Source organism: Devosia sp. Z6_126, assembly GCF_058133495.1.
In genome coordinates, this window is the sequence record NZ_JBYUNO010000009.1 from 1 (window position 1) to 16,592 (window position 16,592).

The window sequence follows — 16,592 nt, forward strand, 5'->3', positions numbered from 1 at the left end:
GTAAGTTCAGACCTATCTCCGGGGTGAAACCGACGCGGTTTCGCGTGACGTTGAGCAGGAACGACTACCATGGGGTGAACAGCAGACTGTCCGCTTCCAAGCAAGAATGCAAAAAAGCCGACATTTCCTTACTTGCTATGTGTCGTTAGCACCGACCAACGGCCGCTGACGCTAGTCGGCTGGCCTTAGTGCGAAGACCAAGTCTGCGGGATACTTAACATCGTCCCTCGGTTACATGCTATTGCATTTCGTTTCTCTGCTGTTGTGAGAAGCACAAGAACCAGGACCACAAAAAATGCATCAGATGTCCACCAAACACCGCAGTCACCAGTCTATGACGAAACGTTCGATCAGATTGATGACCGCAAGCAGGCACATCGACATAGCGATAGACAAGAAGATGGCGGTCCACATTTGCGTCAGGTTGAGATAGCTCGTCGCCACGATGATGACAGCGCCCAGGCCTCGGCTGGTTCCTGTAAATTCCGATACCAGTGTGCCAATTACCGCGGCGGTCACGGCAAGCTTGGAGCCTGCAAACATGGAAGGGAGGCATGATGGAAGTTCAAGGCGAAAGAAAAGATCGGATGGGCTGGCCGAAAGAGATCGGAAGACATCGAGCGTGGCCTCGTCCTGGCGACGCATGCTGCTCAGGACATTGATAAAGAGGGGAAAAAAGGACGACAGCGCCGCAACAATGATGCGCGGCGTATCGGTAAATCCAAACGCAATGATCAGCGCTGGTGCTATGGCGATGATTGGGGTCACACTTATGGTCACCGCCAAGGGCACAACGGCCGCTTCAACGTAGCGGTTCTTGGAACAGAGCACAGCGGCGAGGGATCCCGCTATGGCCCCAAAACAAAATCCGCTGATTGCAGAACGTAGTGTAAGCAGAGCATTGCTCAGGTAGAAGCCTGTGCGACCGAAAAAATCGGCAAAAATGGTCTCGAGGGGTGGCAGCACGCTTGGCGAGGCGGAGGCCATCCACTGCCACGCTGTGCCCAGACAACTGAGCATGACAACCGGCGCCACGCCGATCAAGTACTGCTTGAGCGAGCGCACCCTTGCCTCAACGCCTGGCGTATCGTGGCGACACGCTGCTGAAAATCACCGCCGTCCTGAGTTTCCGCCCGCCGCGGTCTTTCAAGCTCGATCGGTATGGTTGCTGCCAACCGGCCGGGACGAGGCGTCATGACAACGACCCTATCGGACAGCAGGACCGCTTCCGCAGCCGAATGGGTAACAAAGATAATCGTCGTTCCATAGCGTTGCCAGAGATCCAGAAGATAAAGGGCAGACTGCTCGCGTGTGATCTCGTCGAGTGCGGCAAATGGCTCGTCCAAAAGCATAATTGGCGCCCCTTGGACGAAGCCGCGTCCGATGGCCGCTCGCTGCTGCATGCCGCCCGACAGCTGCGCCGGTCGAGCATCGGCGAACTCCGCGAGGCCCAGCACTCGCAAGACCTCTCCGGGATCTTGGGGGCTGCGTTCCGAATGCCCGCGGTCCGCCGCCCGGTTGAGCACATTGGATAAAGCAACATTATCGCGCAGGCTCAACCAAGGCAGCAAGGCTGGCGATTGGGGCACCCAAGCGACGTTCTTGCGTTCCGATGCCTCACTTGGGCTTTGCAGAAAGAGGGTGATCTCTCCGTCATCAGGTTTGTCGAGCCCGCAAAGCAATCTAAGCAGGGTTGACTTGCCGCAGCCGGATGGGCCGAACAGGGTCACGAACTCGCCCCGCCCAACCCTCAAGTTGAGGTCAAGCAGTGCGTCAACTGCCTTACCGCCGACGGCAAAACGCCGGCTAACTTTGGACACTACAATTGCGTTTGGATCCCTGCCTGGGGAAGCCTGTCCCAAGGCACCCTCAGGATAAGAATTCGTCATGGATCCGGCCAGATCAGCTCCAGGCCGTTGTGGATTGCTGCGATGTATTGGTTGTCGAAAGCCGCAACAGGATCGACGGCCGAGCCGACAAGCGCGAAGCGGCGTAGCAAGTCGCTCTCTGCTTGCCATTGCTCGTCGCTCTGCCATCCAAAGGGCACGTCTGTGTCCCGATTGGCTTCAATCAAGGCCATCTCGGCCTGCCATCTTGCCTTGCTGGTTTCGACGTCATAGCCAGCTTCCGACAGACGGGCAGCGAAGGCCAACGCGCTATCGAGGTTGGCCTCGCTGGCGTTGATCCACGCCAGGCCATGGAACGACGCACGCAGGAAGTCTTCCACCGCTGTGGGATGCGCCTCGGCCCAAACGGCGTTGACGATCTGGCTGTTAAACGAGGACGTCACGCCAAATCGAGAAGGGTCCCACTCCACCACCTCGACGCCCTGCGCACGCAGGCTCAATGGCTCGTTTGACTTGTAGGCTGCCAAACCCTGGACCTGTCCATTCGGCAGAATGAACGGATCATAACCCACGGATACCCATTGCACGTCTTCGTCGGCAATGCCGTTGTCCAGCAACATGGCGCGAAGCTGCGGCGGCACGGCTCCCTTGTACCCCAGCGTCTTGCCTGCAAGGTCGCTTATCGAGTTGATGCCACTCTCCGGCATGGTCAACATTTCGATGATGCTGGTATTGCCATAGGTTGCCACGCTAACAATGGCAGCCTGGTGGTCGCGACCAACCAGAACATCGGCGGGCCCCCCAACGCCGGCGAACTGTGCCGTGCCGGCACTGACGAGTTGTATGTTGTTGCTACCGGGTTGCACAGTAACGTCGAGACAAAGCGCGGCGAAATAGCCCTGCTGCTGCGCCGCCAGAAGATCAAGAATGCCCGGAGAGGCGGCAAAACCGAACGAGGTCAGGAAGGTGATGGGGCCGGCGGCTGCATTTAGGGCGCAACGCTCCTGGTCAATGGCGGAAGTCGGTGCTGCCACCGCCGCCGTCAGGCTCGCACCCATAAAAAGTGCCGCAGCCATCAGTCTTTGAACGCGTTTGGTCAAAGCCATTGATCCTCCGTCCGCGTCGTTGATGCGTCCGGTGCGGCCAGGCGGCTGACAGCCTCGGGACAAACCTTCCGAGCCGATGCGAGAATTTCACGGGCTTCACGTGCATCGTCATTCATCGCCGTCACGAGACTTTCCAGGCCTGAAAAGATCCGTGGCTCCCTGATGTATTGCACCAGGTGGACGGTGATCTGCCGGCCATAGATATCAGCATTGAAGTCGAAGATATGCGTTTCAAGTGGTGGATGGTGGTTGTCGAACATGGGCTTGCCAAAAGCAGCCACCCCTGGAAACACGGAGCCCTCTAGCGTCAACCACACAGCGTAAACGCCCTGACGCAGATGTTGGCTGTGGTGACCGATGTCTATATTGGCGGTGGGGAAACCAACCGTGCGCCCGCGCTGGTCTCCCGTAGTAACGGTGCCGGTGAGGCTGCGCACCAACTCCCGGCCAGCGTCTTCCTCGTCGTGGTCAAGCTGGGCGACGGCCGGGCCACCGTCGCCGAACCAGGCGCCCTCGAGATCCCTCGCCTCGATGTGTCCGCTCATTCCTGCCCCCGGTTCATGCTGGTCGAATAGGCATCGACGATTTCCGAAGCAGTAGCGAACCACACCTTGCCGGTCGCCTTGGCGTGTTCAAGGAAGCTGCGGATATATTTGGCGCGCAGGGGCTGGCCAGAGACATTGGCTTGAAGACCGAGCGTCATGACCATGCCGGACTTTTCGCCGTCGGCAATCAGCGTTTCGAGATGGTCCTCGAGTGCGGTGGCAAATTCCCAGGGCGTGTGGCTCTGGGCCTGGATTACGGCCGCGTCCGAGGTTTCGACGCTATAGGGCACGGCGACCAGCGCGCCATCGGCGGGTTCGAAGCGGTACGGCTGGTCGTCATTGCCCCAGTCGAGGGTGTAGCTGTAGCCCAGTTCGGCCAGCAGGCGGACGGTGCGGCTAGATTCGCTGTTGGCAGGTCCGAGCCAGCCGCGCGGAGCGGTGCCAGTGGCCTGGCGAATGGCTGCCATCGAGGCCTTGAGATAGGCACGCTCGTCGGACTCGCTCATTGCCGAGCTAACGGGCTGGGTGACCTTGGCGCCGTGGCCGACCAGTTCCCAGCCGCACCTTGTCGCTTCCTGGACGACGCGGGGCGTGCGCGTCAGGAGCACATCGCTGATCGGCATGGTCGCCTTGATGCCAAGCGTGTCGAGCATGCCCATCAGGCGGAAGACGCCGACGCGCGTGCCGTAGTCGCGATGGGTGAAGCCGACGAGGTTCATCGGATTGGTGGCCAAGTCGCCATAGTCCACATTGATCACCACTGCCATGGCGACGGTGGCGCCATTGGGCCAGATTAGCCGGGTCCGGCCTGGCAAGGCCGAGAAGCGGTAGAGGTCGTGGTCCATGCCGGTGACCGGATTGACGGCGCGCATGTTGTAGTTGGGAGAGAGTTCGCTCATCGGAAGAATCCTCAGGCCGCGGCAGATGGGGCGAGCGGCAGGCGCTTGCCGAAGTGATTGGCATAGTACCAGTCCGCAAGGTCGCCGGCCGTGGCCTGCCAGACGCCGCTGTGGCCAAGGATATGTTCGAGGGCGCGGCGCAGGTATTTGACGCGCGACGGGGCGGTGACTGCGAAGGGGTGCAGGCAGATCGCCATGACCTTGGGCGCAACGGCGCCCTCTTCATAGAGCATGTCGAACTGATCGGTGATCATGCGTCCGAACGCTTCGGCGGTCTGGGCCTGGCCGCCTAGAGCGACGCCGGAGTTGATTTCGAAACTGTAGGGCAGCGTGATCAGCCGGCCCGACGATACGCTGACTTCGGTCGGCTCGTCGTCGTGGAACATATCGGCCCAGTACTTTACGCCGGCCTCTGCTAGGAGGTCGGGCGTGCGGGCCGTGGTGGTCAGCGCCGGCCCGAGCCAGCCACTGATGGTCTTGCCGGTGGCCTTGCGCACGATGTCGATGACTTCGCCGATCATCTCGCGCTCGGTGGCTTCGTCCATGCCGAAGGCAAAGCGGGTGTTGTAGAGGCCATGGGACTGGTAGTCCCAGTCGCGTCGGGCCATTTCTTCAGCAATAAGCGGGTGGTGTTCGAAGACGGCGGCATTGACCGAGGCGGTGGTCTTTATGCCCAGATCGTCGAACAGCTCGAACAGCCGCCAGAGCGCGACGCGGTTGCCGTAGTCGCGGGCCTGGAAGGCTCCCAGGTTCGGCGCCGGGGTCGGATAAGGGCTGCGCAGCGGATTGGGCGGCGGCAGCCATTCGAGATACTCGACATTGGGCACGATGAATACCGCGATGCGCGCATTGCCGGGCAGCGTCAGTGGCGGACGGTCGATGATGGCGGAGTAGGGATAGCGATTGAGGTCAGACATGGTTTAACTCACGCGGGGAGGTCTAGGCGGCCAAGCACGTTTTCGGCGGCAATGGCGGCCCTGATGACGAGATCGTCCTTGCCCGGCGGGCCGACGATCTGCAAGCCGAGCGGCAGGCCATTCAGGGCCAAGCCACAGGGCACGGTGGCAGCCGGAAAACCAAGCAGGCTCCATGGCGTCAGCAGGGAGGCGTTGCCGGTCGATTCGAGGCCTTCGGGCGCGGGAGCGGGCGTGGTCGGCATTACCAGAACATGGTACTGGCCAAACAGGGGAAGCACGGCGTCGCGCAACATGCGGCGCGCCCGCAGGGCCTGCATGTAATAGCCGGCCGGGACCAGGGCGAAGGCCTGCGACAGCGTCAGGTGGCGCTCGGCCATGGTATCGGCGTGCTTGTCCATGCGGGGGGCGTGGTAAACCGCCATCTCGGTGCTCATGATGAGATGGTGGATGGCGGCGTGGGCTGTGAACAGCGGAGGCAGCGGCGCGTCGGCCAGTGCGATGCCGCTGGCTCCAAGACGATCGATTGCGGCATCGATCACCGTCACGGTATCTGCTTCCGAGGTCTCAAAAAAGAATTCGCGCAGGATGCCGAATTTCCAATTGGCCGGGGCTTCGCCCGGCGCTACCGGCAGGCGCGCCATGGCGCGGAAGACCAGATCAAGATCGGCGGCAGAGCGCGTGATGAGACCGGGATGATCGAGCGACCAGGACACGGGCAGAAGACCCGTGCGGGCAAAGGCGCCGTAGCTGGGCTTCAAGCCGGCGACGCCATTATAAGCGGCAGGGCGGAGGTTGGAGCCACCAGTCTGGGTACCTATTGTGGCAGGCACCATCCGGGCGCCAACCGCAACGCCCGAACCGGAGCTGGAGCCGCCCCCAGTATGCTGCAAATTCCAGGTATTACGGGACTCCGGGGGAACGCCCATGCCAGCGAATTCAACGGTTTCGCACTTCCCCAGAATAATGGCGCCAGCCTTCTTGAGCGCGGCGACGACGCCGCTATCTTCATAGGTGGCGTTCGGATCCATGGTCTTGGAATTGGCCACGGTTGGCATGCCCTTGGCGTGGAAAACGTCCTTGATGCCCATGGGGACGCCGTGTAGCGGGCCGCGGAGCTTGCCCGCCTTGGCTTCGGCAGACATGGCCCTGGCGTCGGCTAGCGCGGTGTCACGATCAAGGTAGGCCCAGGCGCGCACGTCGGGTTCGCGGCTGTCGATGCGCGCGAGAAGAGCCGTCACCGCGTCGACCGGATCAAGGGTTTTCGCGGCAATCTGACTGGCCATGTCTGTGGCGGTGAGATCGAGCAGGTCGGTCATGCCCCCGCCTCCAGGTCGATGTCGATATTTTCGCCGAACAGGGGCTCGACCTCGTCGGGGATGTCGAGCGCGCTGACCACGACCATGGACTTCGCCAACCCATTGAGATGGCTGTCCATGCGTGCGGCCGCGGCTACGCCCCAGACCAGCACCGCATTTTGCGACAGGTAACGATAGGCCTCTTCGGGAGAGATGGGAGGCTTGAGCCGCACGGGCATTCTCCGGCAAATGTTGGATCGGGTGTGGGCAGTTTCGGCTAAGCGCGGCCAGCCGCGCCAATGACCATTTCTCACCCGGGCAATGAGTTCGCCTTGGCGGGGTGATGAACTGGACTCATGGCAGGGCGCACAATTTCTCGTTTCCCGCGGCAGGGCCCGACTGACAGGGTTGGGGCCAACCAGAAAAATGGCCTTTCCTATGTCACTCCGCGATTGGGCGCTCGTCACCCTTGTCGGATGCCTGTTCGGTAGCTCGTTTCTCCTGATCGTCATCGTCCTTGAAGAAGTGGACCCCTTGACCATTGCCGCCGGCCGGTCGCTGGTGGCCGCTCTTGCCTGCTGGGCCCTGCTGCTGGCCTTTCGCAAGCCCCTGCCCCGGCAGCGCTCAACCATGGTCAAGCTGTGCCTGCTGGGGGTCTTCAGCTATGCAGTGCCGTTCGTCCTGATGCCGATTAGCCAGCGCTATATTTCCACCGGCATCGTCGCCATCATCAACCTGCTGCTGCCCATCGCCACGCTGGCCGTCTCCCATGTCTGGCCGGGCGGGCAAAAGGCAACGCCCGCCCGCGCGGTCGGCGCAACGATTGGCCTGCTAGGGGCAGCCGTGCTGGCGCTGCCGGCGCTGACAGGTACCGAAGACGGACAGCTGGTGGGAATCCTGCTTTGCCTCAGCGGCACCTTGATCTTCGCCGTTTCCTTCAACGTCACCCGAAGCTTTGCGGGCACCGACCCACAGGTGATCATGACCTTTGCCATGACCGGGGCGGCGCTGGGCTCCATACCCGCCGCGCTGCTGGTCGACGGACTGCCGGTGGTAAGCAATGGCGCGACCTGGTGGGCCTGGTTGGCACTGGCCCTGTTTCCGACCGCGCTGAACTTCCAGATCATGTACTGGATGCTGCCGCGCGTGGGGCCGACCAACTTTGCAACCAACACCTACATTTCGCCAATCGTGGCACTGTTCCTTGGCTGGGCGCTGCTGGGGGAAAGCCTGCTGCCGGTGCAGGCGCTGGGGATGGTAATCGTGGTGGCGGGCCTGCTGGTGATGGACGGGCGGCTGATAGCCTGGCGCCGCCGCCTGGGGGACGCCGCCTAGGTGGCGTTTTCGGCCCGGCGGCGTATCCCGACACCACCCAGGGTGAACAAGATGGGCAGGGCCAAAAGCGGGACGGCGGCCATGGCGAGAAATACCGCCTGGAAATCGGCAATCGATGGCAGGGCACCTGTCGGTACGATCATCGACAGCATGGCGGCGCTGATCGACACGCCAAGCCCCATCGACAGTTGCTGGAATACGCCTGCCGACGCGACGCTAACGCTCAGCTTGCTGTCGGGGACATCGGCATAAGTCAGTGAATTGACGGCGTTAAAATGCATGGTCCGCACCGCGCCCAGCGCCAGAACCGTCGCCACGAGCACCGGTAGGGCCGTGCTGGCGCCCATCAGGCCGAAGCTGGCCATCAACAGGGTGCCAAGCACCGATACGGTGACCAAGGTGGTGCGGTAGCCCAGCGTATTGACGGAGCGGCGCAGGACGGGTTTGGCGGCGAAGGCACCGACTGCGGAAAGCGAGGCCAGGGCTGCTGCTGCAATGGGCTGCATGCCGTAGCCGATCTGCAGCAGCAGCGGCAGAAGAAAAGCCGATGAGTTGAGTCCGACACGACCGATGCCGCCGGCAATGACTCCGACACGGAAAGGACGCTGGGCAAAAAGCGTCAGGTCAAGGGCGCGGCCGTCCCTACCCTGCGCCAGGCGCATGTAGAGCACGAATATCACCACCGAGAGGGCAAAGATCAAACTAGTGCCCCAACTGCCAAGCAGGGGGTGGGCAAGGTGCTCGACGCCGAGCTGGAACAGGACAAGCGAGATGCCGACCAGGAGAAATCCCCCCAAGTCGAAGCGGGTGGCAAGGCCTTTCTCGAGGCGGGGGATGAAGCGCAGCGTCAGGAGGATGGTGATGATGCAGACCGGCACATTGACGACGAAGAGCCAGCGCCAGGAGGTAAAGGAGATTATGGTGGCGCCGAGCAGCGGCCCCAGGAGAGGGCCGATCAGCACAGGCAAGGTGAGATAGGTCATGGCGTCGAGGGTCCGGCCAGGGCCGAAGGCCTTGAGCACGAGAAGGCGCCCGACAGGCGTCATCAACGCGCCGCCGAACCCCTGCAGCACGCGGGCCCCCACCAGAAGAGGCAGGTTTGACGCCATGGCGGCGACGAGGGAGCCGAAGGTGAAGGCGGCGAGGGCGGCGCAGAACACCGCGCGTGCGCCAAAGCGATCAGCAAACCAGCCGCTGACCGGCATGAAGACGGCCAGGCTCAGCAGGTAGCCGGTAATGGCCAGATGCAGCAGGAGCGGGTCGACGGCCAGGGACGTGGCGATGGTCGGGATGGCGATAGTGAGCAGCGTTGTATCGATACCCTGCATCAGGAAGGCGCAGGCGACGATGAAGGCAATGAGGATGCGCCGGCCTTCGGTGACGGGCGCGCCGTTGGGAGTTGCCATAAGCAGATCAATCCGAAATCGCGGCACGTCCGTGCTGGCCCGTCGCCGCCTAGTTTGGCCGAACCATTGGTCCTGGGAAGGCACAGCGGCAACTTAGTTTATTGTCGACGGGTCCAAAGAATTCTTCATTGCTCCAGAGGGCAACGGGGTGATCTGCAGGTGAACATTTCTCATCGGATCGGGGAGAAATCTCCACTGGCGAGTGCCCATGGCCGCGACTAGCGTCACGGTATCGCACTTGGGATAAGAGGTTTGCCATGGCTGTATGGGACGCATTTCTGACGGAAGACGACAAGAAGGTCATGGCCGCGCGCAAGCCGCGCAAACCGCATGGTCCGGGCAACAAGGTCGCCCTGCTGTTGATCGACATGCAGAATACCGCCATGGGCCATGACAAGCCGATCTATGAGCAGCTCGACGAATATTCCGGCGCCTGCGGTCCGCATGCCTGGAAATCGGTGCCGTACCAGCAAAAGCTCATCGCCGCCGCCCGCGCTGCCGGCGTACCGATCATCTATTCCAAGCATGTGTTCTACGACTATACCGGCCTGCCGGCTTCGGACCCGTCCAATAATTTCAGCTCGATGAATTCCAAGTCGGAAATTCCGGTTGAAGTGGCAATGGAGGATGGCGACTACCTGGTCGAAAAGCAGACGCCGAGCTGTTTCGTGATGACCAACCTGCCGCTGATCCTGCGCAACCTGGGCGTGGACGGCCTGCTGGTGGGCGGCAACAGCACCAGCGGTTGCGTGCGGGCCACCTGCGTGGATGGTGAAGCGCATGGCTACAAGATGAGCGTGATCGAGGAAGCGGTGTTCGACCGCATGGAGCTGTCGCATGCCGCGGCCCTGTTCGATATGGCGTTCAAGATCTGCGACGTGATCGATACCGAAGCGGCGCTCGGCATTATCGGACCGGCAAAGGAAGCGGCTCAGGCCGCCTGATCCACCGACACCCGACTTTAGCGCGGCCCGCGATGGCGCGGGCCTGATTTCCCACACCCGAAAGTCCACGCCATGCTTGTCGCTGCCCTTCAACTGGGACCTGCCGGTTCTTCCATTGCCGAGACCACTGATCGCATCGTGAGCCTGGTCGACAAGGCCGCCGGGGCTGGGGCGACGCTGGGCGTGCTGCCCGAGTTGGCGCTGACGCCCTATTTCGCGGCGGAAGTGCATGCCAGTCTCGACGCCTGGACCAGCGAGAGCGCGAACAAGGCGGCGCTGGCGGCCATCATGGCTCGGGCAAAAAAGCAAAATATGTCGCTGGTGGTGCCCTTCGCCGAACAGAGCGGAAGCGAGCTGTTCAATTCCATGGCCTTTATTCACCGCGAAGGCAGCCATGCGGGCACCTTCCGCAAAATGCATATTCCGGGAGAGGTCGAGCCCAAGCCCGAGGCCAAGATGACGATCCTCGAGAAGCGGTATTTCACGCCCGGCAACCTGGGGTTTGGGGTCTATGATGTGGGTCCGGTCAAGATCGGCGGGTTGATCTGCTACGATCGGCGCTTTCCCGAAGCCTACCGCTCGCTGTCTATCAACGGTGCCGAGGTTATCGCGGTCGGCTACAATACGCCGGTCATGGCGGGAAATACGCTGAGCCAGGCCCGCAAGGCTTCCGAACTCGCGATCACCGCGGGCGCCTATTACACTGGCACGACCATCATCGCGGCCGGCAAGGCGGGCCGGGAAAATGGCGTGCGCTATATCGGCGGTTCGTTCATCGTGGGATCGGACGGGATGATCGTGGCGCGGGCCAAGAGCAGCGGCGACGAGATGGTGCTTGCCGAAATCGACCTCGAGCGCCAGGCCAAGATCCGCGAGCGCTGGGCCTTCGAGCGCAACCGGCGGCCCGCCGAATATGTGATGGCCGAGACCCCCTGAGCATGAACCAGATGGCGCCACCAGCAGCGGCTACGGCGGCGCAGAAGCGTCAGCGTGCGCCCAAGGCGTGGTCGATCCGGAATTTTCGCATTCACTTCACTGGCTCGGTTATTTCGGTGCCGGGCACCTGGATGCAAATGACGGCGCAGGCCTGGCTGGTGCTGAACCTGACCAACTCGCCGGCGGCGCTCGCCATCGTCACCTCGCTGCAATTTCTGCCGGTGTTCATCTTTTCGTTGATCGGAGGCGCCGTTGCCGACCGGTTTCCCCGGCGCAAGCTGATGTTCGTCACCATGGCGATGGGAGGCCTGCAGGCCGCGGTGCTCGGTGTGCTGTGCCTCACCAATACGATCAGCATCTGGCATATCTACGTGCTGGCAGTGAGCCTGGGCATCATCAATGCGCTGGACGCGCCGCTGCGGCAGTCTTTCATCACCGAACTGGTGCCTGTCACCCACCTGCCCAATGCCATCGCCATGGGTTCGCTGGCGCAAAACCTAGGGCGCATCATTGGCCCGGCACTGGGTGGCGTGGTGATTGCCGCGCTGGGTGTCGGCGTTGCCTACCTGATCAATGCGCTGACTTTTGTCGCGGCGCTGACGGCGCTTGCCATGCTGCGTCCTTCCGAGTTCCAGCCGCGCCGGATGGCGCGCAAGCAGAACCTGCTGCTGCAGGTGCGCGAGGGGCTGAGCTATGCACGGCGAACGCCGACTATCCTCTTTCTGCTGATTGCTACGGCCTTTATCGGCATGTTCGGGCAGAATTTCACGACCATGGTGCCGCTGATCTCCACCTATCTGGTACATGCCGACGCCGCTGCGTTCGGGGTCCTCAATTCCTGCCTGGGGACGGGCTCCTTCCTTGCGGCACTGGTGATGACGACTCGCGGCGCCCCCTCCACACGGCGCATCCTGCTGGCCGGCTTTGGCTTTGGCATCGTGCTCGTGCTAATCAGCTTTTCGGACAATTTGCTGGTTTCGGGCGCCATGTTCGTGGGCGTCGGCGCGGCTGCGGTGACCTTTTCAGCTTCGGTCAACACGTTGCTGCAGTTGCGGGCACCGCCTGAAATGCGGGGGCGGCTGGTCAGCATGATCAGCCTGCTTATCCCGTCGCCGATCGGTCCCATGCTGACAGGCGCTGCCGCGACGGCATTCGGTGTGGGTTGGGCGGTGTTGGTGAATGGCTCGATGTGCTGCATCGGCATCGCGCTCGCCTATGCCTACCTGCTGCGCCACCGAAGCAATGGCACCAATTTCGAATATCTGCCGGACGAAACCCCCGCCGAGCAACTCGAAGCAAGTACCAGTGCCAAATAGGCAGCCAACGCACATCTGAGCGCCTTCTGCCTATTGTTTAATCAGCACAGAAAATTGTGTACGGAATAGGCTTGCCGTAGCAAATTTGTCATGATTTGCTTGGTTCAGGGAGGAGAGGGCAAACGAGGCTTTCCATGAGACGTCGTGTTCCTCTTAACGCGGTTCGGGCCTTTGAGGCCGCCGCTCGATACAAGAGCCTGGTCCGTGCGGCGGACGAGCTCTGTGTTACGCCGACGGCAGTCAGCCACCAGATCCGGCTCCTGGAAGACTTTCTCCAGGTGAAGCTGTTTTTGCGCAAAAATAGCCGACTCGAACTAACCGCCGATTCCCGGGCATGCCTGGGCAAGCTGACCAATGCGCTCGATCTGATCGACGAGTCGCTGATGTCGCTCAAGGAGCCAATTGATGTGCGTCAGCGCCTGATGGTTGGTGCGTCCGCGTCGGTAGCCTCGCTCTGGCTGATGCCGCGGATGAGCAAGTTTGTCGGAGAAGCGCCCGACGTCGACGTGACCATCACCACCTTTATTCGCCGGCAGGAAATCGAGAACGAGGGCGCCGACCTCTGGATCTGCAACTGGCAGACGGCCGTCGATCGCCGGATCGAGCCGCTGATGGAAGAAGAGATCATTCCGGTCTGTACCCCCCAGCTTGCGGCGCTATACGGCAACAATGCTGCCGACATCCTGCACGACGTGCCGCTGATCCATATCGACCGCAAGGAAACCGACCAGAATGGGCCCTATCCGGACTGGAGCCGCTATCTGCGCGAATTTGGCGTCAATCGGAGCGACATTGCCAAGGGTGCCCGGTTCAACCAGGCCAGCCCTAGCATCGAGGCCGCGAAAATGGGCCTTGGCGCCATCCTGGGCCGGTCGCTGCTGATCGAAGAGGCGTTGCAGACGGGCAAGCTGGTGCAGATTGGGGAGGCGTATCCTATCCGCAGCCCCTACTTCGTCGTGTCGCCCTGGACCCCGGCTGTGCCGGGCACGGTCAATCGGTTCAAGGACTGGCTGCACAGCCAGGTCGCCAGCCCGATTGCCGCAGGCACGGTGGTTCCCGCCTGAAGAACAGTTCAGGACCGCATGTTATCTACGCTGAAAAGGCGCCTCGTTCTGCGAGGCGCTTTTCACTTTCTAACGCCTCTGGATAGCTACCCCTGCCGTACCCACACCGCTGCAGCCCCCAGCGGGCGCAAAAAGAGGCCACCCGACGGGTGGCCCGGAGTTGCGGATGGGTCGAGGGATCAGGCGGCCATAGCCTCGAGTGGCCACTCGTCGTCGCTGGTCCAGGAGAGGGTAACGCTTTCGCCGACCTTGGGAGGGTCGGCAAAAAAGCGGGTGTCGGAGATAAGTGCACACAAATCCTGACCGGCTTCGCCGCGCAGGTTGATGCGCACGATGGGGCCCTGATACTCGACGCTGACTACGGTGGCTGGCAGGCTGGGGCCGACCGCAACATCGACCAGCCGGCATTTGTCGGCGCGTACGGCGACGGACTTGCCGTCGGTCTCAATCACGTTGTGGCCACCGATGAACCGCGCCACGAAGGAATTGGCGGGCTTCTCGAAAACCTCGCGGGCCGGGCCGGCCTGCATGATCTTGCCATTGTTCATCACCACCATCACGTCGCTCAACGCCAGCGCTTCTTCCTGGCTATGGGTGACGTGGACGAAGGTGATGCCCAGCTCGGTCTGGATGCGCTTGAGCTCGGTGCGCATCAGAACGCGCAGGAAGGGATCGAGCGCCGACAGCGGCTCGTCGAGCAGCAGAACCTTGGGGCGGGTAATCAAGGAGCGGGCCAGAGCCACGCGCTGCTGCTGGCCGCCCGAAAGCTGGGCCGGCATACGATGGGCAAGGTGGTCCATCTGCCCGAGCTTTAGGTATTCCATGGCCTTGGCATGCCGCTCGGCCTTTGCCACCTTCTTGAGCTTGAGGCTGAAGGCGACATTGTCCAGCGCGCTGAGATGTGGGAACAGCGCGTAACTCTGGAACATCATGGAGGTGCCGCGTTGGGACTGCACGGCATCGGTGATGTTGCGATTGTGGATCAGCACGTCGCCGTCGGTGACGGTCTCGTGCCCGGCCAACATGCGCAAGGTCGTGGTCTTGCCACAGCCAGAAGGCCCGAGCAGGCAGCAATAGCTCGCCTTGGGAATGCGCAGGGAGATTTCGTCTACGGCGCGAGCACCGCCATCGTAGGATTTGGAGACGGCGACCAGTTCGACATCGTATTTGATGGCGGCGTCACTGTCGTTCTCGGCCGGCACATCGGCAATCAGATTCTTGGCATTGAAATCGGATTCGATCTTCATTTGCAGGTCCTCGATTTGTGGCTCAGCCGTGGCCGGTCAGCTTGAGCTGACGCCGCTTGGCCAGGGTGGTGGTGAACAAAAGCGTGCCGATCACCATGGTAAACATGAACATGGTGGTGAGCGTGCCCACGGCGAACATCACGGGTGTCGTCGCGGCACCCAGAAGGCCAGTCAGTTCCATGGGCATGGTATTGCCGGTGCCGATATTGAGGCCCGCACGCGCGGATTCTTCATAGGAGGAGGTGAACCCCGCCATGAACATGCCGACCACGCCGGGCAGGATCAGCGGCAGGATGACGTATTGGAAGCGTTGCCAGGAGGTGGCGCCAAGATCGGTCGCTGCCTCTTCGAACGATTTGTCCATCCGGCCCAGAATGATGAACATGATCAGCATGGCAAAGGGGAGTGACCAGGTGAGCTGGGCGCCGATGCCGGAATACCACCACTGGGGGCGCAGCCCGAGCATGTTCAGGGTCAGCGAGATGCCGAAACCCACGAAGATGCCAGGGACAATCATGCTGACAATGGCAGAATAGAAGACGAAATTGCCACCTGGATAGCGGCGGCGGAAGCTCATGCCGACCGCGACGCCCACCAGCATGGTCAGCAGGGCCACGATGGCGCCCAGGCGGATCGAGCGAATAAAGGCGTTGTGGATGTCACCCACGCCACGGCCACCGGCCGTGAACAACGTTTCGAACCACACGGTGGAAAAGCCGCGCATTGGGAAGCTCATGCCGCCTTCCGGTCCCTGGAAGGAGAGCAGGTAGACGCAGATCATCGGGCCATACAGGAACAGCAGGAAGGCCGCGAAGACAAAGGACAGGATATAGTAGGAAGCCGGTCGTCTGTTGCCCATTTCGATCTCTCCTAGCGTGCCAGTTCTTTGCGGATGTCAACGAAGCGGAGCAGCAGGCCGACCATGCCGAGCACGATGAGCAGCAGTACGATCGACTTGGCCGCCGCAGGCGGAAACTGGAAGGCGTTGATCTCGTTCATGATGGCGACGGCGGGTGTGTTGACCTGATTGCCGCTCATGGCACGCACCAGGAAACCGTCGCCCATGACTGCGGTGATGATGAAAATTGTGCCGACGACAAGGCCCGGCTTGATCAGCGGAATAATGACTTCGGTGATGACCTGCCACTCGTTGGCACCCTGATCACGAGCGGCCTGAATAACGCTGGGGCTGATCTTGGCCATGGAATTGGCGATCGGGCCCATCATGGCGAGGGTGAGCATATTCACATAAACCACGATGACCGAGAACTCAGAGTAGAGCAGCCAGGAAAGGGGCTCGTCGACCAGCCCCGTGCCGACCAGGTACTGGTTGACCAGACCCTCGCGGCCAAGCAGGGGCACCCAGGAAATCATGCGGATGGAGCCCGACGTCCAGAACGGGATGGCGCAGGCCGCGAGAAACACGGCGCGCCACAGGTTCGAGCGCACATGGAAGATCAGGTAGTAGGCGACGGTGAAGCCCAGGACCAGAGTGATCGACCAGACAATGGCAAGTTGCTGAAATACGGTCAGGTAAGTGTCGACGGTGAGGGTGGAGCGCAGTATGTCCATCCAGTTGCCGAGGTAGAATTCGGGAATGATTTCGGCGAAGCCGAAGTCCATGAAGCTGACGGCCACGATGATGCCCAACGGAATGATCACGAGACACGTCATGATCAGTGTGAAGGGTGTGGCTTGCATCCACGATGCGATGCGGGGTGATACGGCCATGCTC

17 protein-coding genes are annotated in these 16,592 nt (G+C 61.6%); 5 read left to right on the top strand and 12 right to left on the bottom strand.

Annotation, left to right across the window (positions count from 1 at the left end; genetic code table 11):
- Positions 1–324: 324 nt before the first annotated feature.
- The 8 genes from AC3YOG_RS20350 to AC3YOG_RS20385 are packed head-to-tail and all read right to left on the bottom strand — an operon-like array spanning position 325 to position 6,842.
- Positions 325–1,065, bottom strand: coding sequence for an ABC transporter permease (locus AC3YOG_RS20350; RefSeq protein ID WP_489936425.1), 741 nt, complete (start codon positions 1,063–1,065; stop codon positions 325–327).
- Entirely contained in the window at positions 1,041–1,889 is an 849-nt protein-coding gene (locus AC3YOG_RS20355) for an ABC transporter ATP-binding protein (protein ID WP_489936426.1), read from the bottom strand. The genes AC3YOG_RS20350 and AC3YOG_RS20355 overlap by 25 nt, the downstream gene beginning before the upstream one ends.
- Positions 1,886–2,953 carry an ABC transporter substrate-binding protein gene (locus AC3YOG_RS20360; protein ID WP_489936427.1) on the bottom strand — a complete coding sequence of 356 codons (1,068 nt, stop codon included), beginning with the start codon at positions 2,951–2,953 and terminating at the stop codon, positions 1,886–1,888. Before AC3YOG_RS20360 ends, AC3YOG_RS20355 begins: the two co-directional genes overlap by 4 nt.
- Positions 2,944–3,498: a riboflavin kinase gene (locus AC3YOG_RS20365; RefSeq protein ID WP_489936428.1), complete on the bottom strand. Its 555-nt coding sequence runs from the start codon at positions 3,496–3,498 to the stop codon at positions 2,944–2,946. The genes AC3YOG_RS20360 and AC3YOG_RS20365 overlap by 10 nt, the downstream gene beginning before the upstream one ends.
- Entirely contained in the window at positions 3,495–4,397 is a 903-nt protein-coding gene (locus tag AC3YOG_RS20370) for a polysaccharide deacetylase family protein (RefSeq protein ID WP_489936429.1), read from the bottom strand. Before AC3YOG_RS20370 ends, AC3YOG_RS20365 begins: the two co-directional genes overlap by 4 nt.
- An 11-nt stretch (positions 4,398–4,408) precedes the next feature.
- Positions 4,409–5,314 carry a polysaccharide deacetylase family protein gene (locus tag AC3YOG_RS20375; protein WP_489936430.1) on the bottom strand — a complete coding sequence of 302 codons (906 nt, stop codon included), beginning with the start codon at positions 5,312–5,314 and terminating at the stop codon, positions 4,409–4,411.
- 8 nt (positions 5,315–5,322) lie between these two features.
- Positions 5,323–6,630 carry an amidase gene (locus AC3YOG_RS20380; protein ID WP_489936431.1) on the bottom strand — a complete coding sequence of 436 codons (1,308 nt, stop codon included), beginning with the start codon at positions 6,628–6,630 and terminating at the stop codon, positions 5,323–5,325.
- Positions 6,627–6,842, bottom strand: a complete 216-nt coding sequence (locus AC3YOG_RS20385; protein ID WP_489936432.1) for a hypothetical protein — start codon at positions 6,840–6,842, stop codon at positions 6,627–6,629. The genes AC3YOG_RS20380 and AC3YOG_RS20385 overlap by 4 nt, the downstream gene beginning before the upstream one ends.
- A gap of 205 nt (positions 6,843–7,047) precedes the next feature.
- On the opposite strand from AC3YOG_RS20385, the gene AC3YOG_RS20390 reads away from it, so the two are divergent.
- Positions 7,048–7,944: a DMT family transporter gene (locus tag AC3YOG_RS20390; RefSeq protein WP_489936433.1), complete on the top strand. Its 897-nt coding sequence runs from the start codon at positions 7,048–7,050 to the stop codon at positions 7,942–7,944.
- On the opposite strand, the gene AC3YOG_RS20395 is transcribed toward AC3YOG_RS20390, so the two are convergent.
- Positions 7,941–9,350 (bottom strand): MFS transporter, encoded by a 1,410-nt coding sequence (locus AC3YOG_RS20395; protein ID WP_489936434.1) that lies wholly within the window; start codon positions 9,348–9,350, stop codon positions 7,941–7,943. The two genes, AC3YOG_RS20390 and AC3YOG_RS20395, sit on opposite strands and share 4 nt — an antisense overlap.
- Positions 9,351–9,607: 257 nt before the next feature.
- Here AC3YOG_RS20395 and AC3YOG_RS20400 point away from each other — a divergent pair, with 257 nt between their 5' ends.
- The 4 genes from AC3YOG_RS20400 (at position 9,608) to AC3YOG_RS20415 (ending at position 13,610) form a co-directional block, all read left to right on the top strand.
- A complete protein-coding gene (locus AC3YOG_RS20400; protein WP_489936435.1) occupies positions 9,608–10,294 on the top strand; it encodes a cysteine hydrolase family protein in 687 nt (228 codons plus the stop codon).
- Between the two features lie 72 nt (positions 10,295–10,366).
- Positions 10,367–11,230: a nitrilase-related carbon-nitrogen hydrolase gene (locus AC3YOG_RS20405; protein ID WP_489936436.1), complete on the top strand. Its 864-nt coding sequence runs from the start codon at positions 10,367–10,369 to the stop codon at positions 11,228–11,230.
- Positions 11,231–11,232: 2 nt separating this feature from the next.
- A complete protein-coding gene (locus tag AC3YOG_RS20410; protein ID WP_489936437.1) occupies positions 11,233–12,546 on the top strand; it encodes an MFS transporter in 1,314 nt (437 codons plus the stop codon).
- Positions 12,547–12,680: 134 nt separating this feature from the next.
- A complete protein-coding gene (locus tag AC3YOG_RS20415) occupies positions 12,681–13,610 on the top strand; it encodes a LysR substrate-binding domain-containing protein (RefSeq protein WP_489936438.1) in 930 nt (309 codons plus the stop codon).
- A gap of 179 nt (positions 13,611–13,789) precedes the next feature.
- Here the strand turns inward: AC3YOG_RS20415 and AC3YOG_RS20420 are convergent, their stop codons facing one another.
- Genes AC3YOG_RS20420 through AC3YOG_RS20430 form a run of 3 tightly spaced genes read right to left on the bottom strand, consistent with a single transcriptional unit; the run spans position 13,790 to position 16,588 of the window.
- On the bottom strand, positions 13,790–14,857 hold the full coding sequence (locus tag AC3YOG_RS20420) for an ABC transporter ATP-binding protein (protein WP_489936439.1): 1,068 nt from the start codon (positions 14,855–14,857) through the stop codon (positions 13,790–13,792).
- A 22-nt stretch (positions 14,858–14,879) separates the two neighbouring features.
- Positions 14,880–15,716 (bottom strand): ABC transporter permease, encoded by an 837-nt coding sequence (locus tag AC3YOG_RS20425; protein WP_489936440.1) that lies wholly within the window; start codon positions 15,714–15,716, stop codon positions 14,880–14,882.
- An 11-nt stretch (positions 15,717–15,727) separates the two neighbouring features.
- On the bottom strand, positions 15,728–16,588 hold the full coding sequence (locus AC3YOG_RS20430; protein ID WP_489936441.1) for an ABC transporter permease: 861 nt from the start codon (positions 16,586–16,588) through the stop codon (positions 15,728–15,730).
- Positions 16,589–16,592: the final 4 nt, after the last annotated feature.

Coding starts and splice junctions, on each gene's coding strand:
- AC3YOG_RS20355 (WP_489936426.1), bottom strand. CDS start 1,889: ATGACGAATTCTTATCCTGAGGGTGCCTTGGGACAGGCTTCCCCAGGC.
- AC3YOG_RS20360 (WP_489936427.1), bottom strand. CDS start 2,953: ATGGCTTTGACCAAACGCGTTCAAAGACTGATGGCTGCGGCACTTTTT.
- AC3YOG_RS20365 (WP_489936428.1), bottom strand. CDS start 3,498: ATGAGCGGACACATCGAGGCGAGGGATCTCGAGGGCGCCTGGTTCGGC.
- AC3YOG_RS20370 (WP_489936429.1), bottom strand. CDS start 4,397: ATGAGCGAACTCTCTCCCAACTACAACATGCGCGCCGTCAATCCGGTC.
- AC3YOG_RS20375 (WP_489936430.1), bottom strand. CDS start 5,314: ATGTCTGACCTCAATCGCTATCCCTACTCCGCCATCATCGACCGTCCG.
- AC3YOG_RS20380 (WP_489936431.1), bottom strand. CDS start 6,630: ATGACCGACCTGCTCGATCTCACCGCCACAGACATGGCCAGTCAGATT.
- AC3YOG_RS20390 (WP_489936433.1), top strand. CDS start 7,048: ATGTCACTCCGCGATTGGGCGCTCGTCACCCTTGTCGGATGCCTGTTC.
- AC3YOG_RS20395 (WP_489936434.1), bottom strand. CDS start 9,350: ATGGCAACTCCCAACGGCGCGCCCGTCACCGAAGGCCGGCGCATCCTC.
- AC3YOG_RS20400 (WP_489936435.1), top strand. CDS start 9,608: ATGGCTGTATGGGACGCATTTCTGACGGAAGACGACAAGAAGGTCATG.
- AC3YOG_RS20405 (WP_489936436.1), top strand. CDS start 10,367: ATGCTTGTCGCTGCCCTTCAACTGGGACCTGCCGGTTCTTCCATTGCC.
- AC3YOG_RS20410 (WP_489936437.1), top strand. CDS start 11,233: ATGAACCAGATGGCGCCACCAGCAGCGGCTACGGCGGCGCAGAAGCGT.
- AC3YOG_RS20415 (WP_489936438.1), top strand. CDS start 12,681: ATGAGACGTCGTGTTCCTCTTAACGCGGTTCGGGCCTTTGAGGCCGCC.
- AC3YOG_RS20420 (WP_489936439.1), bottom strand. CDS start 14,857: ATGAAGATCGAATCCGATTTCAATGCCAAGAATCTGATTGCCGATGTG.
- AC3YOG_RS20425 (WP_489936440.1), bottom strand. CDS start 15,716: ATGGGCAACAGACGACCGGCTTCCTACTATATCCTGTCCTTTGTCTTC.
- AC3YOG_RS20430 (WP_489936441.1), bottom strand. CDS start 16,588: ATGGCCGTATCACCCCGCATCGCATCGTGGATGCAAGCCACACCCTTC.